We start from the raw sequence: 14,198 nt of genomic DNA on the forward strand, positions 1-14,198 counted from the left end.
TCGAGGTCTTATAGCGGACGATCGGTCGTCGTCACTGGGTCTTGGCGGGCGCCGCACCGGCAGGCGCCAGTTTCTGCATGCCCTTCTGAGCGCTCTCGCGAAGATCGCGCACAATTCCGTTGGTCCAGACATCGGCGGCGGCCATCATCTCGCGCGAGGCCTGCGGGCCCTGCTTGATGAGCTTGCGGCCGGCTTCCGAGTTGTAGAACTGCGAGATCTCGCGCAGCTCCTGCTCGGTGAACATCTTGGCGTAGATGCGCGCCACTTCGTTTTCGAGATCGGCGCGGCGCGGCGCCAGGCCGATGGCGCTGTCGTCCACCATCTCGGAAATCTTCGACTGAAGATCCGGGTTATTGACGATCAGCTCGGCCTTGATCTGCGTCGCTGCGTTGAGAAGGATCTGGTCGAACTGCTCGGTCGTGTCGATCGAGTCGACAGCCTCGCGCGCGGCCGCCAGATGGGACGGGCTGATCTCCTGCGCCAGAGCGGGCGTGCCCGCGAGACCCACGAGGGCAACGGCGGCATAGAGGCCGCCACGCAGCGTTCGGCTGAAAACCATCGGACTTCCTTCTCCATCAATTCCTGGTCGGCGCACCCGTGCCAAACTCCGGTTCGAGCCGCAAGCCCCCACCTGCTTCCGCGGCCCGCAGGCGTCACGGTGCGCCGAGGCGCTCGAGTCCGTCCGGTCCGGCAAGAAGCACGGAGCTGGCCAATCCGAGAAAGAGCCCATGCTCGACCACGCCCGGAATGGCGTGCAAAGCTGCTGACAGTGCTTCTGGATCGGGAATAAGGCCAAATGATGCGTCGATGATGAGATGCCCGCCATCGGTGATGAAGGGCTTCTCGCCCGCCATTCGAAGCTGGATCGGACCGGAAAGACCAAGCATTCCGCTCGCTTTTTCGATGGCGAGCGTGGTGGCCACGAAGCCGAATCCGTTGACCTCGATCGGCAGCGGAAAGGCGCCGAGATGCGCCACCTTCTTGGTGCCGTCGGCGATTACCAGCATGCGCGCCGAGGCGGCGGCCACGATCTTCTCGCGCAGCAGGGCACCGCCCCCGCCCTTCACCAGACGCAGCTGCGGATCGACCTCGTCGGCGCCGTCGATCGTCAGGTCGAGTTCGGGCAGCTCTTCCAGCGTCGCCAGCGGAATGCCGAGTTCGGCGCAAAGCTTGGCGCTACGCTCCGACGTCGGCACACCGACGATGCGCAGCCCCTCCGACACTCGGGAGGCGAGCGCGTGGATAAAGGCTTCGGCCGTCGATCCCGTGCCGATCCCGAGCCGCATGCCGGGCTCCACGTGGGCGGCGGCCGCGCGGCCCACCTCGTCCTTCATTGCCGCCGCATCCATGCTGGTTCTCCCATGCGCCCTTTTGCTGCCCGCCGCTTTACGCCATTGCGGCGGTTGCGCCAAACGGGAGGGGCTCGGAAGGGAGCGGGGATAAAGGGTTTGTTGGTTTTCGAACCGTTAAACTGTGGCCGGGACGCGTCAGCCCGCCGATGGAACGGCGGCCGAGGCGGCCCAAAGGGGTGAGGCCCGAGCCGATCGGCTTGACCTCGTCCGTTCTCCAGCCAAAGTCCGATGATGAGCGCAGTTCGTCCGATCCCGCTTCAGACCTTCGCCGGTGCGCGAGCCGTTCCCGCCTGCCAGTCGGGCAACTCGGGCCCGACCGTCGTGTTCGATCTCGACGGCACGCTGGTGGATACCGCGCCCGATCTCGCCGCCAGTCTCAATAACTGCCTGTCGCGCGTCGGCCTTCCCCCTCTGCCGCTGGACGTGGTCCGCCCACATGCCGGCCACGGCGCGCAGGCAATGCTGCGCGAGGCCTATCGTCTTGCCGCACGTGCGCTCTCGGCCGAGGAACTGGCGGAGCAGACGCGCTGTTTCCTCGCCCATTACGAAGCGCATATCGCCGTCGAGTCGGCCCTTTTTCCAGGCGGTCTCGCGATGCTGGACCGACTGTTGGCCGCCGGCCTGCGACTAGCGATCTGCACCAACAAGACCGAGCATCTCGCCCGTCGCCTGCTGGACGAGATGGGCCTCGCCGCGCGCTTCACCGCGATCTGCGGCGCCGATACGTTCAGCGCCCGCAAGCCCGATCCCGTGCACCTTCTCGGGACGATCGAGCGCGTCGGCGGAGAGGTCGGCAGCGCCATCATGGTCGGTGACACCGACACCGACATCCAAGCAGCCCGCGCCACCGGTCTGCCCTCGATCCTCGTGCTGTTCGGCTACGACCCCGGCCCCACGGCCCGCTCGGGCGCGACGCGCAGCATCGAGCGCTTCGCCGACCTGACGCCGGAGCTGATCGATTCGATGCTGGCGAAACCGGCACGTCAGGTCAAAGCGATTTGATATCAATATGTTGGCGCTCTTTTTGACGATCACGCGCATCTTCGATTGACGCCCCGGCCATTCGGTTCTATACGACCCTCAATCCGCTAGCCGGCATTGACCGGCGGGAGCGGGCGCGTAGCTCAGCGGGAGAGCACCTCGTTCACACCGAGGGGGTCACAGGTTCGATCCCTGTCGCGCCCACCATCAGATCCCATTGTAAAGTTTAAAGTTTCTGTTTTGCTCTTCACTGGGCGATCGCGACACCGCGAATGGTGTCGCGAATAGTCGGCCTATGCAGCCTTCTTTTTCCGACCTGCGCGACCCCGCGAAAACGACTCGCCGATCTCGTCCTGGTAGTCCGGATGATGGTGTCCGTAGACACTGATCAGCGTGTCGGTCCGCATGCCGAGGTAGCCCGCGACGCGGTGCGGATCCTGCTCGTCTTGGAGAAGCCAAGTCGCGGCGGTATGCCGGAGGGAATGCCGGACGATGCCACTCTTCACGTCTCCGTCGAGGACGTCCTTCACGAGACGGGCGAAGGCCTTCTTCGGGTCGCCGGGCTTTCCGCGATGGTACTCGCAAAGGAAGGTCGTCGCCTGCTTTGGATCGTGGCCTCCGCTCTTCCAGCGGACGAGGTGCGCCAGAAGCCGCTTCGGGATGCGGATCGACGGCGCCCGCTTCGTCTCGGATGCGGTCTCGCCCGGCGCTTCGCGGTAGAAGATCCCGTTCTCGACATCGATCCACGGGTGGTCGGCCCGCTTCTCGAAGCTGGCCGACCAGATTCGGCGGGACCGGGTGCCGGTGTAGAGACCGAAGAGGATGAACCGAGCGATGTGCCTGGTCGGCCGCTTCCTCGTCTCGACGATCTCGCCCTTGCGGCGGCCGCGGCTGATGACCTGGCGCTCGCGCTTCCGGTACGCGTGCCAGATGAGCCGCGCGGCGACGTCGCGTTCCAACCAGTCCGTCCGTGGCTTCGGCTTCTTTGGCAGCGTGACGAGGACTTCTTCCCGGCACAAATTGTCACGCTTCGCCAGCCCGATCGCCGCCCGGAGGTCCTCCAGTTCGCGGCGGGACGCGCCTTCGTAGGGTTGCCGGCTACGGACGTAGCGAGCGCACGCCTTCGAGTCGACATCGTCGAGAGTCATATCGCCCCAGAAGTCGAGAAGATGGTCTACCCGCAACGCTAGGTGCGTCGGCCTCGCGACCTTCTCGCCGCGGACGTCGAGGTAGTGCCGGAGGACGTCGGCGATCCGAACTGCCGCCGCCGGACGACTTTTCGCCAACGGCTTGTCGGCATGCTTTTCGGCCAGATACCGTTCGAGAGCCCTCGCGGCGCCGGCATGATCCTGGGCTTTGCAGCCGGTGCTCTTCTTCTTCCCCGCGTCTATGATGACCCACTTCGCATTGTGGGTGAGCTTGCCCGTCTTATCCCGACGTGCGGGTTCAAGCCACAAATGCGGCGGTTGCGCTGTGTTCATGTCGTCTCCCAGGCCCGTAGCCAACAGTGTCCGGCCTGTGCCGGTCAGCGCACGGTAGGGGTCGCAGGTCGGTCGCACTAGACCTGGTTGACGGGATGGTTAACTCCCGCGCAGGCGACGGACGCTTTCCCTGGCCGCGAGGAGCGCCGTCTGCGTGTCCGCATCGGTTTCGCGGACGTGGCGGACAGGCTTCACCCTTGAAGCTTCACGCCAATCTCTGAGGCCAGCACGCGTCACGTAGAGCGTGCCGCCGTGGTCCTCGGCCGCGAGCGCGCCGCTGCCAATTGCCGTGCGCAGCTGCTTCGCGGAGAAGCGACCGCCGAGTTCGGGCAGCACCGCGGCCTCGCGCAGGGTCAGCGGGACTTCGGGTCCGACCTCGGCCGGCGGGCGGGCGCCGACGCCGACCTTCACCGACCAGCAGGTCGCGTAGCCATTCATCCCGGATCCCCCACGAAAAAAGGCCGCACCCGTTTCCGGAGCGGCCTGAGTTTCCAGTATCGACAACCCAACGCCGAAGCGCGGACCACCAATGACCGGCATCCTACGGCCCGTACCCGCGATTCTCAAGCGGCGTGGACGAGGGCCGACGCGGCACCGATGTCGAGGAACATCCTCGCGATCTGGAGCTCCCTGACGTCGCGGAGGACGCCGACCGACACGGCCGCGTCCTCCGCCTCGACGACGACGCGCACGCCCCCCTCGACCTCCTCGCCGTAGAGCGATGCCTCGGCGTCGGCGAAGGCGGCCGTCACGTAGGACTCGAGGTAGGTCAGGCCGGGCTCGCCGTTCTTGGCGAATGCGGCGGCCGTCTCCCGGACCCCCTCCTCGGCGTCCGCGTGCAAGGCGGGATCGGGCCGGTCGAGATCGCGGACGGCGGCGCGGACGGCGGCGACGGAGACGGAACGGGCGAAGCGCATGGGCAGATCCTGACACTGCCGGCACCCCATCGGCGCCGGTCGTGGTGGGAACCTGCGGCAACCCGCCGGGCGGAGTCGAGTCGACGTAACCTAGACGCTAACCCATTGTTCCAATTGACTTCAAAGGATTGGCCGGAAGGATTGGAGATCGCGCTCAAGGATCCGCGCCAAGGACTAAAGTTCGGCCGTCAAGGATCAGGGCTGTGGATAACTCGTTGGCGCGTCGCGGTAACTCTCCGGCGACCTGCCGTCGGCGAGTTCGATTCGATCGCGCTGAAAACTTTCTACGCCGTATGCCACCTCTGTCGCGTGGAAACCCAACGGAGACAGGGAAATGAGCAGCATCGGAAATGCCGTCCGCGCCATACTGCGTAAGCTGGCCGCCATCGCATTGATGCCGATCGAGATCGTCGTAGACGGCATCCGTCAGATCATCTGGCGTCCCCGCCCCCTCGCCGACCAGGCGATGGACGTCCTCGACGAGGAGGCGCCGACGGCGACGTCGGCCGAGACGCGTCAGGCCCGCGCCCTGACGGAAGGCCGCGAGGCGGTCCGCGTGCAGAACGCGGCACGGGAGCTGATGAAGAGCTCGACGATCTCGAAGCGGTACCTCGACCCCGCCTTCGCCGGCGACGCGAGGAAGATCGCCTGGTTGGGCAGCTTGTCGCAGCTGCAGCTCGGCATCGTCGCGAACGCGGACCTGCGGAAGCTGGACGCGCATCTGAACGGCACGAAGACCTTGCCGATGAGCTTGGTCACCAACTTCGACGACGAGCCGGAAACGCCGGCGGCGCCCGCCCGTGCCCAAGCGAACGCCGCTGCGAACGACCGCGGCGCGGCCGTGCTGATGCAGTTGAGGAAGGAAGCTCGTGCTAGAGCAGCCCGTTGATCGTCTCGCGGGCGAACACGAGGTCGGTCTCGAGCTCGGCCAGGCGGGCGCGCAGTGCGGCCGTCTCGCGGCGTTCGCGACGGAGAGCGGAGGTCAGGAGGTCGACGGCTTCCTGGCCGCCGGTGTCGGTCTGACGGGCGGCCATCGAGGCCGAGACCATCGAGAAGATGGCGCCTTCGAAACCGCGGCAGAAATTGTGAGCGTTCATGGAGCGTCTCCATCCAGGTGCGGTCCGAGACCGGCTTGAGGCGAAGAGAACACGGAAAGGCTAAGGAATTGTCAACGGCCCGCGAAATCGCTGCACAAGAGAATGCCCGTCGCGAGCGTGCCCGGCAGGCGACGGCCGACTGGCGCGCCGCGAACGCCGATCGGCCGGCCATGCGCGAGGTCGACCGCCTCCTCGTCGAATCCTACCTGCGCACCTGCCCCGTCCAGCACCTGCCCCGCGTCGTCGGCGACGTCGTGACCGCGCTCGTCGATGCGGGCTACGACAAGCGGAAGGCCGAGCGACTGATCGGTCTGCGCCTTCGCAGCCTCAGGGATGGGCGCCTGTCGTACAGCCTGGCGCGTCGTGAGGTGGCGGAAAACGCGGCCCTATACCGGTAGCACCCCCGTTACTTCTTCATACGCGGTACCGTTACGCGGCCGACGGAATCACTTATCTCCACCATCCCCGCCTGGCCTTCTTTACCATCACGCCAGTCCACGTCGCGGATGCCGTGCCCGTCTCTCGCGACGGCGTCATCCACCCATTTACATTTCGTCGCGGCCCATGTAACCCTTCGGTATACAAGCTCACCGGAGACGAATCGCATGGACAAGCCCGCCCCACGCAAGCGCCCGACGGCCCTGCCTCCGCAGACGACGCAGATCAATCCTCGCGTCACTGAGCTCATGGAGCTCCTGTTCGGAGAATTTCTGACCGCATACGAGGCGACGAAGGAAGAGCGTCCGAGCATTGCCCGATCGGAGCATATCTCGATCGCCACCTCGCGGATCTTCGGGCGCTCGGCATTCAGCATGAAATCCGTCCTTGACGGCTACGCGGGCCTCAATCTTGAACGTGCCCGCACCCTCGTCTCGCTGCATCAGATCGGCGGGAAGGGCTCGCTCGGGGAGGTGAAGGAGGCCATGGGCTTGACCCGGCAGGCGGCCTATTCGCGCCTCCAGGCCCTCTGCGCCGGCGGCTACGCCGAGAAGCGCGCCACCGCGTACGGCATGTATTTCATCACGCAGAAGGGCTCCGAGGCAGCCGAGCAGATCGCCGCCCTGGACTGACTCGGCCGACGCCCGTCCGAATTTTTTACAAAAGCATCGTATCTGTCGTTATCTGGTATTGCGTCGTGTGGCCGGAGGTGTAATTGTGTCGGTGAAGGTCGCGAAGACGACCTCGCTAACCGGTACGACACCAACCCGCCCGCATCAGTCGCAGGGCAAACGACAGGATCGTCAGACAATGACCGCCAACGCTTCCCTCGCCGCCTGCCCCGCCTCCTTCTCCTTCCTGTTCGACTCCGCCGGCGAGCAGGTCGGCGTCGAGGGCGCCACCCTCGCCCACGCCAGCGTCGACCGCGACGTCGTCTACAGCGTCGAGGTCGCGGAGTACCTCGACGGCTACCGCACCGTCCTCGCCTTCCTCGACGACCTCGGCCGCGTGGTGTTCTCGCACACCATGGACCGCGACGGCCCGCTGCCGGAGCTGACGGAGGAGCGCGCCCGGTCCGAGGCCGATCTCGTCATCGAGCACGCGGCCGAGAATGCCGCGGCCCGCGGCGAGGCCAGCACCGTCCTGGTCGACAACGCCAGCGGCTGGGTCTGGCACGTCGCCAAGCCCGGCACCTCGGGCATCGACGCCGCGAAGGAGATCGACGGGCAGAACGGCGCCGAGCCCCGCCGCTACTACCTTGCCGACCTCGAAGCGGGCGACGACGGCTACAGCGTCCACCTCGTGCCGTCGGTTCTGGCCGAGGATCTGGAGGGCCAGAACGCCCGCGACACCGCCCTGGTCCGCCTCTTCGGGCTGCAGAATGAGATCCACTTCACGGACGCCGACGACCGCGACGAGGATGACTTCGAGGGCCGCTGCGACAGCATGGCCGGCGCCGACCTCGACCGCGACTACGACTGACGTTCTCCCGGGGCGGCTCCAGCCGCCCCCTTCGCATGGTCACCGCCGGGAAGGCGGCCGCGCCCCGACCGGGGCAGCATCAACCCACACATCAAGGATCACCCCCATGACCGACCGTTACATCACCACCCGCCACCGGATCGCTCTTCTGAACGGTATGCTGATCTCGGCCGCCGTTCCTCTCGACGGCGACACCGAAGCCGCCATCGCCGCCGTGGCCGCGAAGGCCGGCATCGAGTTCGACCGCGCCGACGTCCGGACGCCCGAGGTCTACCTGTCCGACATCGACTACGACGACCTGCTCGTCGCGCACCGGAGCGGCGAAGGCGGGCACATCGTCACGTCCGACGGCGAGCACGAGTACCGCTACGCCTACGACGTGGCCGACGCCGACGGCGAAGCCGGCAAGTTCCTCGACCGCGAGGGACGGGAGCTGCAGCGGCTGATCGGCAATCTCGCCGGCTCGGTCGAACTCTCCGGCAACATCAACCGCGACTGGGCATCTCCGCTCCGCGACGGCACGCTCGACACGATGGACGTCCTCGAGATGCGGCGGGCGCTGGAGCTGCGCTCGGAGATCGAGCAGTTCGTCGAGGCCTACCTCGACGGCTGCGGCGCCCAGCCGGACATCGACGACGTGCTGAAGGATCTCGAGGAGAAGAACCTGCTGCCCGAGCACGAGTACTGGATCGTGGACCCGTTCGTCGTCGCAGCCGCCGCGCTCGCGGTGGACGTCATCGACGACGCCGACGTGTCCGAAGAAGCCGCCGAGAAGGCGCTGAAGGCGCGGGACGAGGACCTGATCATCGTCGGCCGCGATCCCGACCGCGATCACAAGATCCACGTCGGCCGCGAGATCGAAGACGGGCGGATGTTCGTGTCGGTCGCGCACTTCCAGGACTACCGGTCCGTCGTCGCTTGGGCCGAGGACGATCGCGAACACGACGGCACTTGGTCCGACGCGGCCTGATCATCGAGGGCGGCTTCGGCCGCCCTTTCCGCTTTCCACTCCAGCGAGACGCACACATGACCCTGCAGGACGACATCGACGCCGAGATCCTAGCCTCCCTCGCCCGCCTCCGGTCCGAGGGGCGCCCGCGCGTGAACTCGAACGAAATCCTGGAGCAGCACGTCCACCTCGACGACGTCGAGGACGGGTTTCAGGCCCTCGAGCGTCTCGCCGCCGCCGGCAGGATCGTCATCGAGGGCAGCATCAACGTCACCGTCGGCGCCGCCGTCTCGCTTCCGGCCGACGTCTGATGCGCTCGACGCTCGCCATCCTCGACGTCCTCGACGCCTCCCCCGAAGCCCGGCTGCCTCTCGGCGGCTGGTGCGACGCCGGCCCATATCGCCTCGTCGCCAAGGCGCCCTTCGTCGCGTTCGGCGAGACGCTGATGGACGTCGACGTCGAGCGCGACGGCGTCCGCCTCGAGACGCTGCTGCCCGCCGTGCCGCCCGGCGAGACGGCGATCACGACGAGGTGGATCTCGGAGAACCTGAGGTCCGAGATCGCGCAGATGAGCCCGGCCGAGCGCGACGACTGACTGCCGGCGTCTGCCGAACGGCGGGCGCCTGCACCCTATCCACTTCTATATCGAGAACGTCGCATGTCCCGCCTCCTCGCCGCCGCAGAGTTCCTGCGTATCGCCGACAGACCCGATGTCTGCCTGGCGCTCGAAGAGGCGCACGCCGAGCCGGCCGAGCCGTCCTGGCTGGTCAAACGGACCTTCTACATCCTCGCCCTCTGGCCCCTCCTCGTCGAGACGCATGCGCAGGCGACGTGCCGGCATGACTACGGTCCGTCCATGCACGGCGACGTCCTCGACGCCCTGAACGACGTCCTCGGCGTCGGCGACGGGACCGATCCCCTCCCCGCCGTCGCGGCTCTTTCCGGCGAGCTGACGGGCTACGCGATGCACGTCGCCGACGCGTCGGGAGCGCCGCACGAAACCGTGCTCCAATGCGTCACCGCCTACGGCCGGGTCTACGGCGAGCAGGACTGGATGCGCGTGGACTGGCATCGGATCGACCCGAACGGCGAACTCGCGACCGTCTGCCACCGCGATCTGAAAAAGATCGCTCGCCGCTTCATGGCGCTCGCGGATCTGCCAGACGGACGGCGGGAACGGGTCTCCGCCGTCGCGAAGGCGATCGTCGACATGGTGGTGCTGCAGCGCATACGGGACGCGATATAACGCGGCATAAGATTCTCGTTTGTGACAGTAATTGGTATATTTATTATTGGTTAACGAAGGCGCATAGTTCGATCACGGCACGCAGATGCCGACACCCAGCATCGAAGGACACACCCATGGCCAAGCGCACCTCTTCCGAGATCCGCACCGAGAAGCACAAGAAGACCCTGCTCGCTTCCGACCGCGAGTTCCGCGTCGCGACCCACCTCAGCTTCCGCCAGCGCATCGAGCGCCTCGAGGACGAGCTCAAGACATGCCTGCCGCACGAGGTCGAGACGATCCACCAGGACATCGCCGACGTCCGGAAGGAGGCCCGTCGGATGGGCGTGACCGCGAAACAGATGGCCGGCGCCGAGAAGGCGTACGCCGAGTGGGACGCCGAGACGTGGCCGGCCCGCGCCGCCGCCATCCGCGAGCGCGCCAAGGCGAACCGCTCCGACGATCTCGAAGACATCGCCGCCTGATCCGACAGGGCCCGCTCCGGCGGGCCCTCTTCGCATCCGATCGAGGATTCACCAGATGGCCAGTACCTCTCTCTTCACCGCCGCCCACGCCGCCGCGAAGGCCGTCCACAAGGCCGGCGACGACTACAAGGCCACCTTCGGCCGGGCCTACCGCGACCTCCAGCAGCCCGGCGCCGCCGAGCGGATCGTCGCCGACATCCGCCGCCGGGCGAACCCGCTCCTGCTGAGCGACTCCCCCCGCTTCGCAATGCTCAGGCACCTCGCCGGCATCGTCGAGGACTTCAGCACCGGGAGGGCTGCATGACGAACGCGCCTCTCCTTCTACCGCCCAGCGTCACGGTCGCCCTGAACGGCGGCGCCGACCACGCGTCCGACGTCACCGTGTCCGCGGTCGCCAACGCGCTTGCACGCCGCAAGGGCTTCAACGAGCTGACGCTCCGGATGCCGGCCGACGACGGCCACATGCTGCTCAACCGCCAGCCGTGCACCGTGCGGCTTGTCGAAGGCACGTGGCATGCGCGTGTGCGGTCCGGCGACGCCGCGACCTCGACGAAGGCCGAGGGCAAGCACGTCGCCCTCTCTCGCCTCATCGCGGTACTCGCCGAGAAGACCGTGGCCGCCGACGCGGCCAAGCCGCTGCGCACGTTCGTCCTGCGCCTCGAGCCCGGGTACGGGAAGATTCGGACAGCCGCGACGGAGCAGCACCGCCGCGTCCCGAACGTCGTCGAGATGCTCGCCCGCCACGGCTGGGTGCCGACGCCGGCGATGCCGGCTTGGAAGAACGCCCAAGGTAAGTGGTCCCGGCCGGAGCCGGTCAGGAAGCCGAACGGCATGATCGCCACCATCGAGGAGCCGGGCGCCGCCCACATCGCGGACCGGCTCGTCGCGAGACGCGTGGTTGAGCCGATCGTCACCGCACAGGAAGGAGAAGCCGCATGAGCGCGATCGCCAAGAAGCCCCGGATGCCGGAGACCCGCGGATTCGGCCGTCCCGTCGATCCCGAAACGGCCGGCTTCATTGTCGACGTCCCGACTTGGCGGTACGACCTCGCCAAGGTCCACGTCTACGAAGAACTCTCGCCGGGAGTCCGCGAGCTGCGCTTCACGACGACGAAGTCCGTCTGGAGCGTCGTCGCCGCGCCGGCGGAGGCCGAGCTCAACCGCCGCCTGAAGGAACGTAAAATCAAGGTCTCGCGCTGGAAGCCCGGCCACAACCACCTCGAACGACTGCTCGGCCTCGAGTTGCTCGTCCTTCTTTTCGCGACTGAGACCAGGCTGTCGAACGAGATCAGGGCTGCGACCCTGAACTGGATGTCGATGAAGCCTGAGGAGCGCTGGTGGCTTGCGAAGAAGGGCATCGCCGCCGACGGCTACCGCGGCTGGCGAGAGGCGATCGGCGTGGCGCTGACGGAGAAGACGGCGACGGCCCTGCCGGTCGAAGGCGTCCCGATAGAAAGGCTGCCGGCATGAGCGACGCGGCCGAACTGACCCCCTACCGCTACCGGATCCTGCAGCGTGTCCGCGAATTCTCTCGGCGCGATCGAGGTCAAGGCATGTCCACGCACCCGATGGCAAAGGCCTACCACGCCCTCGAGATCGGCGGCTTCATCTCGATCGAGCGCGGCGTCGGCATCTACCCCGACTACACCCTGACGGCGAAAGGCGTCTCGGCTCTCGCGGCGTTGGAGGCCGACGGGGCATACGACCGGACGAACCGGCAGCGCGACGCGATCAGAGAATGGCTCGACCGCAGACGAGGTGCCCGCGTCCGTCTTACAGCGACGCCGAGCGAAACGGCACGCGCCAGCTACACCGCGAAGGGCGCGAACGGCCGCGGCTACCCCACGGAGCCTGGTCTGCACGTCTGGTACGACGAGGCCGCCTTCGACGAGGCCGCCCGGCTCCTCGGCACGCAGACGCCGGGAGCTCTCTTTGCGCTCTCGGACACGGCCCGGATCTTGCTGGACGGCAGCGTGCTGCACCTCGTGCGCGGCCTCATCGACGATTTCGGGCGGATAGAGCTCGCCGAGCGATACATGATGCAGTGCCTTGTCGACGGAAGCTGGGTGTCGGCACCGACGGAGCGTGGCGTGAAGCGCTGTCTCAAGCTACGGACGGAGCGCGCCTGCCGACCCGACCAGGCGCTCGTCCATGCTGCACCGGCGCCGCGCACGGCCGAGGACGACGTCGAGGATGCGGCGATCGGCGCAGGCTTCTGATGTCGGACAGCGCCGCTCTCTATCACGCCGCTCTCGCAGAGGCGTACCGCCGGACCCGAGGCCGCTATCCCGCGCTCGACGGCCTGGACTACGACGACCTCCTCATGCTGTCCGCTCTCGACGACATGATCGCGACCGTCGTCGGCGAGATCGGCTATGCGGACATCGAGCCGATCCTGCCGCAGCCCGACTGAGCGGATTCGCCTCAATTCTGTCGCATAGCATGTTGACACCGCGAGGTGCTGTCGTATATGTATACGACATGGGTGAAGGCATTGGGCCTGCCCTTCTGGAGACGCTCCGATGACCACGACCGCCACCACCATCTCCCTCGCCGCTGTCATGACCGCCGCCTGGGCCTCCGCCCGCGCCGCGGCCGCCCGCTTCGGCGGCAAGGCCCGCCACTTCTTCCGCGCCGCCCTCGCCACCGCCTGGGCCGACGCCCGCAAGCCGGCCGCTCCGGTCCGCGAACGCATCGAGGTCGGGCGCGAGGGCTACGTCCGCGCCGATCTTGAGTACACGAACTACATCCGGGGCGGCGGCGCGATCACGCCGACGGTCTCCGTCTACCGCGACTACGGCGACGTGCGGCGGATGCAGTACACGTCCGAGGGCATGTCCGGGTCGCGGAGGAGCGGCTGGATCTCGTGGCAACTGGAAGCAAACCGGCTGTATCGGATGGACGGAGTGAACGTGTCGTCGACGCGGGCCGTCACGTACTACGTCTCCACGTTCGACGGCGTCACGAAGATCGTTCCGGCGAGCACGATCGAGACCGTGAAGCGCGCCCTCTTCCCCGTCGGCTACGAACTGGCCCAGGTCCGCGCCGAGCAGGCCCGCGTCGCCGAGGAAGCGCGTCAGGCGCGTCTCGTCGTCGAGGAGCGCGAGCGCCTGGAGCGTATGAAGATCGAAGCCGCCCGCCGCGAGGCCGAGCTCGCCGAGAAGAAGGCCACGCTTACCGCCGAGGCGGCGAAGGTCGAGACCGAAGGCCAGCAGGTCGTCGAAGGCCTGCCGCTGCTGACCGGCTCGCCGAAGCAGGTCGCCTGGGCGCTCCGCATCCGCGACGCCGTCCAGAAGCGCGAGCCGAAGAACGCGGCGCTGAAGCGGGCGAAGAAGGCCAGCTACTGGATCGAGAACTACCGCACCGTCCTCGGGGGCTTCTAATCATGACCATGACCCCAACGACCGACTGGAAGGAGAGCGCCGCGGCGCTCTTCGGTCCCGACTGGATCGCCCCCCTCTCCGTCGTCCTCGGTTGCTCCCGCAGGACGATCGAGCGTTGGCGCGACCGCGTCTCGCCCGTCCCCGCGCACGTCCCGCCGATGCTCGCCGCCGGCGTTCCGACCACAAGCGGCTTCTCGTCCGACCTCTACGGTCGAAAAGTCCTGCGCCTGGTCGCGGAAGGGCTGGACCTCGCGATGCTCCGGGACAGCCTGCGCGCCGAGCTCGCCGCGATCGACGAGTACGAGCGTCGCCTCGCCGCCGGAGACGCGCTCGCGAAGATCGCCGCCGGCTGATCCGGCCGTTCACCTCACGGTAAGCGATCCCTTCGATCCTCGCGGCAGGATCGAAG

At 67.2% G+C, this 14,198-nt stretch carries 23 protein-coding genes and 1 tRNA gene; 18 read left to right on the plus strand and 6 right to left on the minus strand.

The genetic code is table 11. The features are described 5' to 3' along the window. Window positions 1–31: 31 nt before the first annotated feature. Together AUL32_RS16395 and rpiA are read right to left on the minus strand one after the other, a co-directional pair. Complete coding sequence (locus AUL32_RS16395) at window positions 32–559, minus strand: DUF2059 domain-containing protein (RefSeq protein ID WP_061975836.1); 528 nt, start codon at window positions 557–559, stop codon at window positions 32–34. 94 nt (window positions 560–653) lie between these two features. Beyond that, window positions 654–1,349: a ribose-5-phosphate isomerase RpiA gene (gene rpiA / locus AUL32_RS16400; protein WP_062117083.1), complete on the minus strand. Its 696-nt coding sequence runs from the start codon at window positions 1,347–1,349 to the stop codon at window positions 654–656. A 234-nt stretch (window positions 1,350–1,583) separates the two neighbouring features. On the opposite strand from rpiA, the gene gph reads away from it, so the two are divergent. Continuing rightward, window positions 1,584–2,354 carry a phosphoglycolate phosphatase gene (gene gph / locus AUL32_RS16405; protein WP_062117496.1) on the plus strand — a complete coding sequence of 257 codons (771 nt, stop codon included), beginning with the start codon at window positions 1,584–1,586 and terminating at the stop codon, window positions 2,352–2,354. 111 nt (window positions 2,355–2,465) lie between these two features. After that, window positions 2,466–2,540 (plus strand) — tRNA-Val (locus tag AUL32_RS16410). Between the two features lie 86 nt (window positions 2,541–2,626). Here the strand turns inward: AUL32_RS16410 and AUL32_RS16415 are convergent. The 3 genes from AUL32_RS16415 to AUL32_RS16425 form a co-directional block, all read right to left on the minus strand. Next, window positions 2,627–3,814 (minus strand): tyrosine-type recombinase/integrase, encoded by a 1,188-nt coding sequence (locus AUL32_RS16415; protein WP_062117086.1) that lies wholly within the window; start codon window positions 3,812–3,814, stop codon window positions 2,627–2,629. A gap of 99 nt (window positions 3,815–3,913) precedes the next feature. Beyond that, window positions 3,914–4,252 carry a hypothetical protein gene (locus AUL32_RS16420; RefSeq protein WP_062117088.1) on the minus strand — a complete coding sequence of 113 codons (339 nt, stop codon included), beginning with the start codon at window positions 4,250–4,252 and terminating at the stop codon, window positions 3,914–3,916. Between the two features lie 125 nt (window positions 4,253–4,377). Next, window positions 4,378–4,731: a hypothetical protein gene (locus AUL32_RS16425; protein WP_062117091.1), complete on the minus strand. Its 354-nt coding sequence runs from the start codon at window positions 4,729–4,731 to the stop codon at window positions 4,378–4,380. 334 nt (window positions 4,732–5,065) lie between these two features. Between AUL32_RS16425 and AUL32_RS16430 the strand changes: the two genes are divergently transcribed. Continuing rightward, on the plus strand, window positions 5,066–5,620 hold the full coding sequence (locus tag AUL32_RS16430; protein ID WP_062117093.1) for a hypothetical protein: 555 nt from the start codon (window positions 5,066–5,068) through the stop codon (window positions 5,618–5,620). Here the strand turns inward: AUL32_RS16430 and AUL32_RS16435 are convergent. Next, on the minus strand, window positions 5,604–5,828 hold the full coding sequence (locus AUL32_RS16435) for a hypothetical protein (RefSeq protein WP_062117098.1): 225 nt from the start codon (window positions 5,826–5,828) through the stop codon (window positions 5,604–5,606). The genes AUL32_RS16430 and AUL32_RS16435 overlap by 17 nt on opposite strands. Window positions 5,829–5,896: 68 nt before the next feature. Here AUL32_RS16435 and AUL32_RS16440 point away from each other — a divergent pair, with 68 nt between their 5' ends. From AUL32_RS16440 to AUL32_RS16510, 15 genes are all read left to right on the plus strand, one after another. Beyond that, the gene (locus AUL32_RS16440; RefSeq protein ID WP_062117101.1) at window positions 5,897–6,226 is read left to right on the plus strand and encodes a hypothetical protein; all 330 of its coding nucleotides are present in this window, start codon (window positions 5,897–5,899) and stop codon (window positions 6,224–6,226) included. Window positions 6,227–6,514: 288 nt separating this feature from the next. Then, window positions 6,515–6,898, plus strand: coding sequence for a MarR family transcriptional regulator (locus AUL32_RS16445; protein ID WP_156421499.1), 384 nt, complete (start codon window positions 6,515–6,517; stop codon window positions 6,896–6,898). Window positions 6,899–7,076: 178 nt separating this feature from the next. Next, window positions 7,077–7,748: a hypothetical protein gene (locus AUL32_RS16450; RefSeq protein ID WP_062117107.1), complete on the plus strand. Its 672-nt coding sequence runs from the start codon at window positions 7,077–7,079 to the stop codon at window positions 7,746–7,748. 106 nt (window positions 7,749–7,854) lie between these two features. Beyond that, window positions 7,855–8,718 (plus strand): hypothetical protein, encoded by an 864-nt coding sequence (locus AUL32_RS16455; protein WP_062117110.1) that lies wholly within the window; start codon window positions 7,855–7,857, stop codon window positions 8,716–8,718. 56 nt (window positions 8,719–8,774) lie between these two features. Beyond that, window positions 8,775–9,008 (plus strand): hypothetical protein, encoded by a 234-nt coding sequence (locus AUL32_RS16460; protein ID WP_156421500.1) that lies wholly within the window; start codon window positions 8,775–8,777, stop codon window positions 9,006–9,008. Beyond that, on the plus strand, window positions 9,008–9,292 hold the full coding sequence (locus AUL32_RS16465; RefSeq protein ID WP_062117116.1) for a hypothetical protein: 285 nt from the start codon (window positions 9,008–9,010) through the stop codon (window positions 9,290–9,292). Before AUL32_RS16460 ends, AUL32_RS16465 begins: the two co-directional genes overlap by 1 nt. Before the next feature lie 63 nt (window positions 9,293–9,355). Then, the gene (locus tag AUL32_RS16470) at window positions 9,356–9,943 is read left to right on the plus strand and encodes a hypothetical protein (protein WP_062117119.1); all 588 of its coding nucleotides are present in this window, start codon (window positions 9,356–9,358) and stop codon (window positions 9,941–9,943) included. A gap of 116 nt (window positions 9,944–10,059) precedes the next feature. Then, the gene (locus AUL32_RS16475; protein ID WP_062117122.1) at window positions 10,060–10,407 is read left to right on the plus strand and encodes a hypothetical protein; all 348 of its coding nucleotides are present in this window, start codon (window positions 10,060–10,062) and stop codon (window positions 10,405–10,407) included. Between the two features lie 55 nt (window positions 10,408–10,462). Continuing rightward, window positions 10,463–10,711, plus strand: a complete 249-nt coding sequence (locus AUL32_RS16480; protein WP_062117125.1) for a hypothetical protein — start codon at window positions 10,463–10,465, stop codon at window positions 10,709–10,711. Beyond that, window positions 10,708–11,346, plus strand: coding sequence for a hypothetical protein (locus AUL32_RS16485; RefSeq protein ID WP_062117128.1), 639 nt, complete (start codon window positions 10,708–10,710; stop codon window positions 11,344–11,346). Before AUL32_RS16480 ends, AUL32_RS16485 begins: the two co-directional genes overlap by 4 nt. Next, a complete protein-coding gene (locus tag AUL32_RS16490; protein WP_062117131.1) occupies window positions 11,343–11,876 on the plus strand; it encodes a DUF3780 domain-containing protein in 534 nt (177 codons plus the stop codon). Before AUL32_RS16485 ends, AUL32_RS16490 begins: the two co-directional genes overlap by 4 nt. Then, entirely contained in the window at window positions 11,873–12,625 is a 753-nt protein-coding gene (locus AUL32_RS16495; RefSeq protein WP_062117134.1) for a hypothetical protein, read from the plus strand. The genes AUL32_RS16490 and AUL32_RS16495 overlap by 4 nt, the downstream gene beginning before the upstream one ends. Further along, window positions 12,625–12,819, plus strand: a complete 195-nt coding sequence (locus tag AUL32_RS16500) for a hypothetical protein (RefSeq protein ID WP_062117137.1) — start codon at window positions 12,625–12,627, stop codon at window positions 12,817–12,819. The genes AUL32_RS16495 and AUL32_RS16500 overlap by 1 nt, the downstream gene beginning before the upstream one ends. Before the next feature lie 109 nt (window positions 12,820–12,928). Continuing rightward, window positions 12,929–13,789, plus strand: coding sequence for a hypothetical protein (locus AUL32_RS16505; RefSeq protein ID WP_062117140.1), 861 nt, complete (start codon window positions 12,929–12,931; stop codon window positions 13,787–13,789). Between the two features lie 2 nt (window positions 13,790–13,791). Next, window positions 13,792–14,142, plus strand: coding sequence for a hypothetical protein (locus tag AUL32_RS16510; RefSeq protein ID WP_062117142.1), 351 nt, complete (start codon window positions 13,792–13,794; stop codon window positions 14,140–14,142). Window positions 14,143–14,198: the final 56 nt, after the last annotated feature.

The organism is Aureimonas sp. AU40, assembly GCF_001463785.1.
Classification (GTDB): domain Bacteria; phylum Pseudomonadota; class Alphaproteobacteria; order Rhizobiales; family Rhizobiaceae; genus Aureimonas.

Excerpts from the sequence above, each read along its gene's own strand:
- AUL32_RS16395 (WP_061975836.1), bottom strand. The coding sequence starts at position 559 with ATGGTTTTCAGCCGAACGCTGCGTGGCGGCCTCTATGCCGCCGTTGCC.
- rpiA (WP_062117083.1), bottom strand. The coding sequence starts at position 1,349 with ATGGATGCGGCGGCAATGAAGGACGAGGTGGGCCGCGCGGCCGCCGCC.
- gph (WP_062117496.1), top strand. The coding sequence starts at position 1,584 with ATGAGCGCAGTTCGTCCGATCCCGCTTCAGACCTTCGCCGGTGCGCGA.
- AUL32_RS16415 (WP_062117086.1), bottom strand. The coding sequence starts at position 3,814 with ATGAACACAGCGCAACCGCCGCATTTGTGGCTTGAACCCGCACGTCGG.
- AUL32_RS16420 (WP_062117088.1), bottom strand. The coding sequence starts at position 4,252 with ATGAATGGCTACGCGACCTGCTGGTCGGTGAAGGTCGGCGTCGGCGCC.
- AUL32_RS16425 (WP_062117091.1), bottom strand. The coding sequence starts at position 4,731 with ATGCGCTTCGCCCGTTCCGTCTCCGTCGCCGCCGTCCGCGCCGCCGTC.
- AUL32_RS16430 (WP_062117093.1), top strand. The coding sequence starts at position 5,066 with ATGAGCAGCATCGGAAATGCCGTCCGCGCCATACTGCGTAAGCTGGCC.
- AUL32_RS16435 (WP_062117098.1), bottom strand. The coding sequence starts at position 5,828 with ATGAACGCTCACAATTTCTGCCGCGGTTTCGAAGGCGCCATCTTCTCG.
- AUL32_RS16445 (WP_156421499.1), top strand. The coding sequence starts at position 6,515 with ATGGAGCTCCTGTTCGGAGAATTTCTGACCGCATACGAGGCGACGAAG.
- AUL32_RS16450 (WP_062117107.1), top strand. The coding sequence starts at position 7,077 with ATGACCGCCAACGCTTCCCTCGCCGCCTGCCCCGCCTCCTTCTCCTTC.
- AUL32_RS16455 (WP_062117110.1), top strand. The coding sequence starts at position 7,855 with ATGACCGACCGTTACATCACCACCCGCCACCGGATCGCTCTTCTGAAC.
- AUL32_RS16460 (WP_156421500.1), top strand. The coding sequence starts at position 8,775 with ATGACCCTGCAGGACGACATCGACGCCGAGATCCTAGCCTCCCTCGCC.
- AUL32_RS16465 (WP_062117116.1), top strand. The coding sequence starts at position 9,008 with ATGCGCTCGACGCTCGCCATCCTCGACGTCCTCGACGCCTCCCCCGAA.
- AUL32_RS16470 (WP_062117119.1), top strand. The coding sequence starts at position 9,356 with ATGTCCCGCCTCCTCGCCGCCGCAGAGTTCCTGCGTATCGCCGACAGA.
- AUL32_RS16475 (WP_062117122.1), top strand. The coding sequence starts at position 10,060 with ATGGCCAAGCGCACCTCTTCCGAGATCCGCACCGAGAAGCACAAGAAG.
- AUL32_RS16480 (WP_062117125.1), top strand. The coding sequence starts at position 10,463 with ATGGCCAGTACCTCTCTCTTCACCGCCGCCCACGCCGCCGCGAAGGCC.
- AUL32_RS16485 (WP_062117128.1), top strand. The coding sequence starts at position 10,708 with ATGACGAACGCGCCTCTCCTTCTACCGCCCAGCGTCACGGTCGCCCTG.
- AUL32_RS16490 (WP_062117131.1), top strand. The coding sequence starts at position 11,343 with ATGAGCGCGATCGCCAAGAAGCCCCGGATGCCGGAGACCCGCGGATTC.
- AUL32_RS16495 (WP_062117134.1), top strand. The coding sequence starts at position 11,873 with ATGAGCGACGCGGCCGAACTGACCCCCTACCGCTACCGGATCCTGCAG.
- AUL32_RS16500 (WP_062117137.1), top strand. The coding sequence starts at position 12,625 with ATGTCGGACAGCGCCGCTCTCTATCACGCCGCTCTCGCAGAGGCGTAC.
- AUL32_RS16505 (WP_062117140.1), top strand. The coding sequence starts at position 12,929 with ATGACCACGACCGCCACCACCATCTCCCTCGCCGCTGTCATGACCGCC.
- AUL32_RS16510 (WP_062117142.1), top strand. The coding sequence starts at position 13,792 with ATGACCATGACCCCAACGACCGACTGGAAGGAGAGCGCCGCGGCGCTC.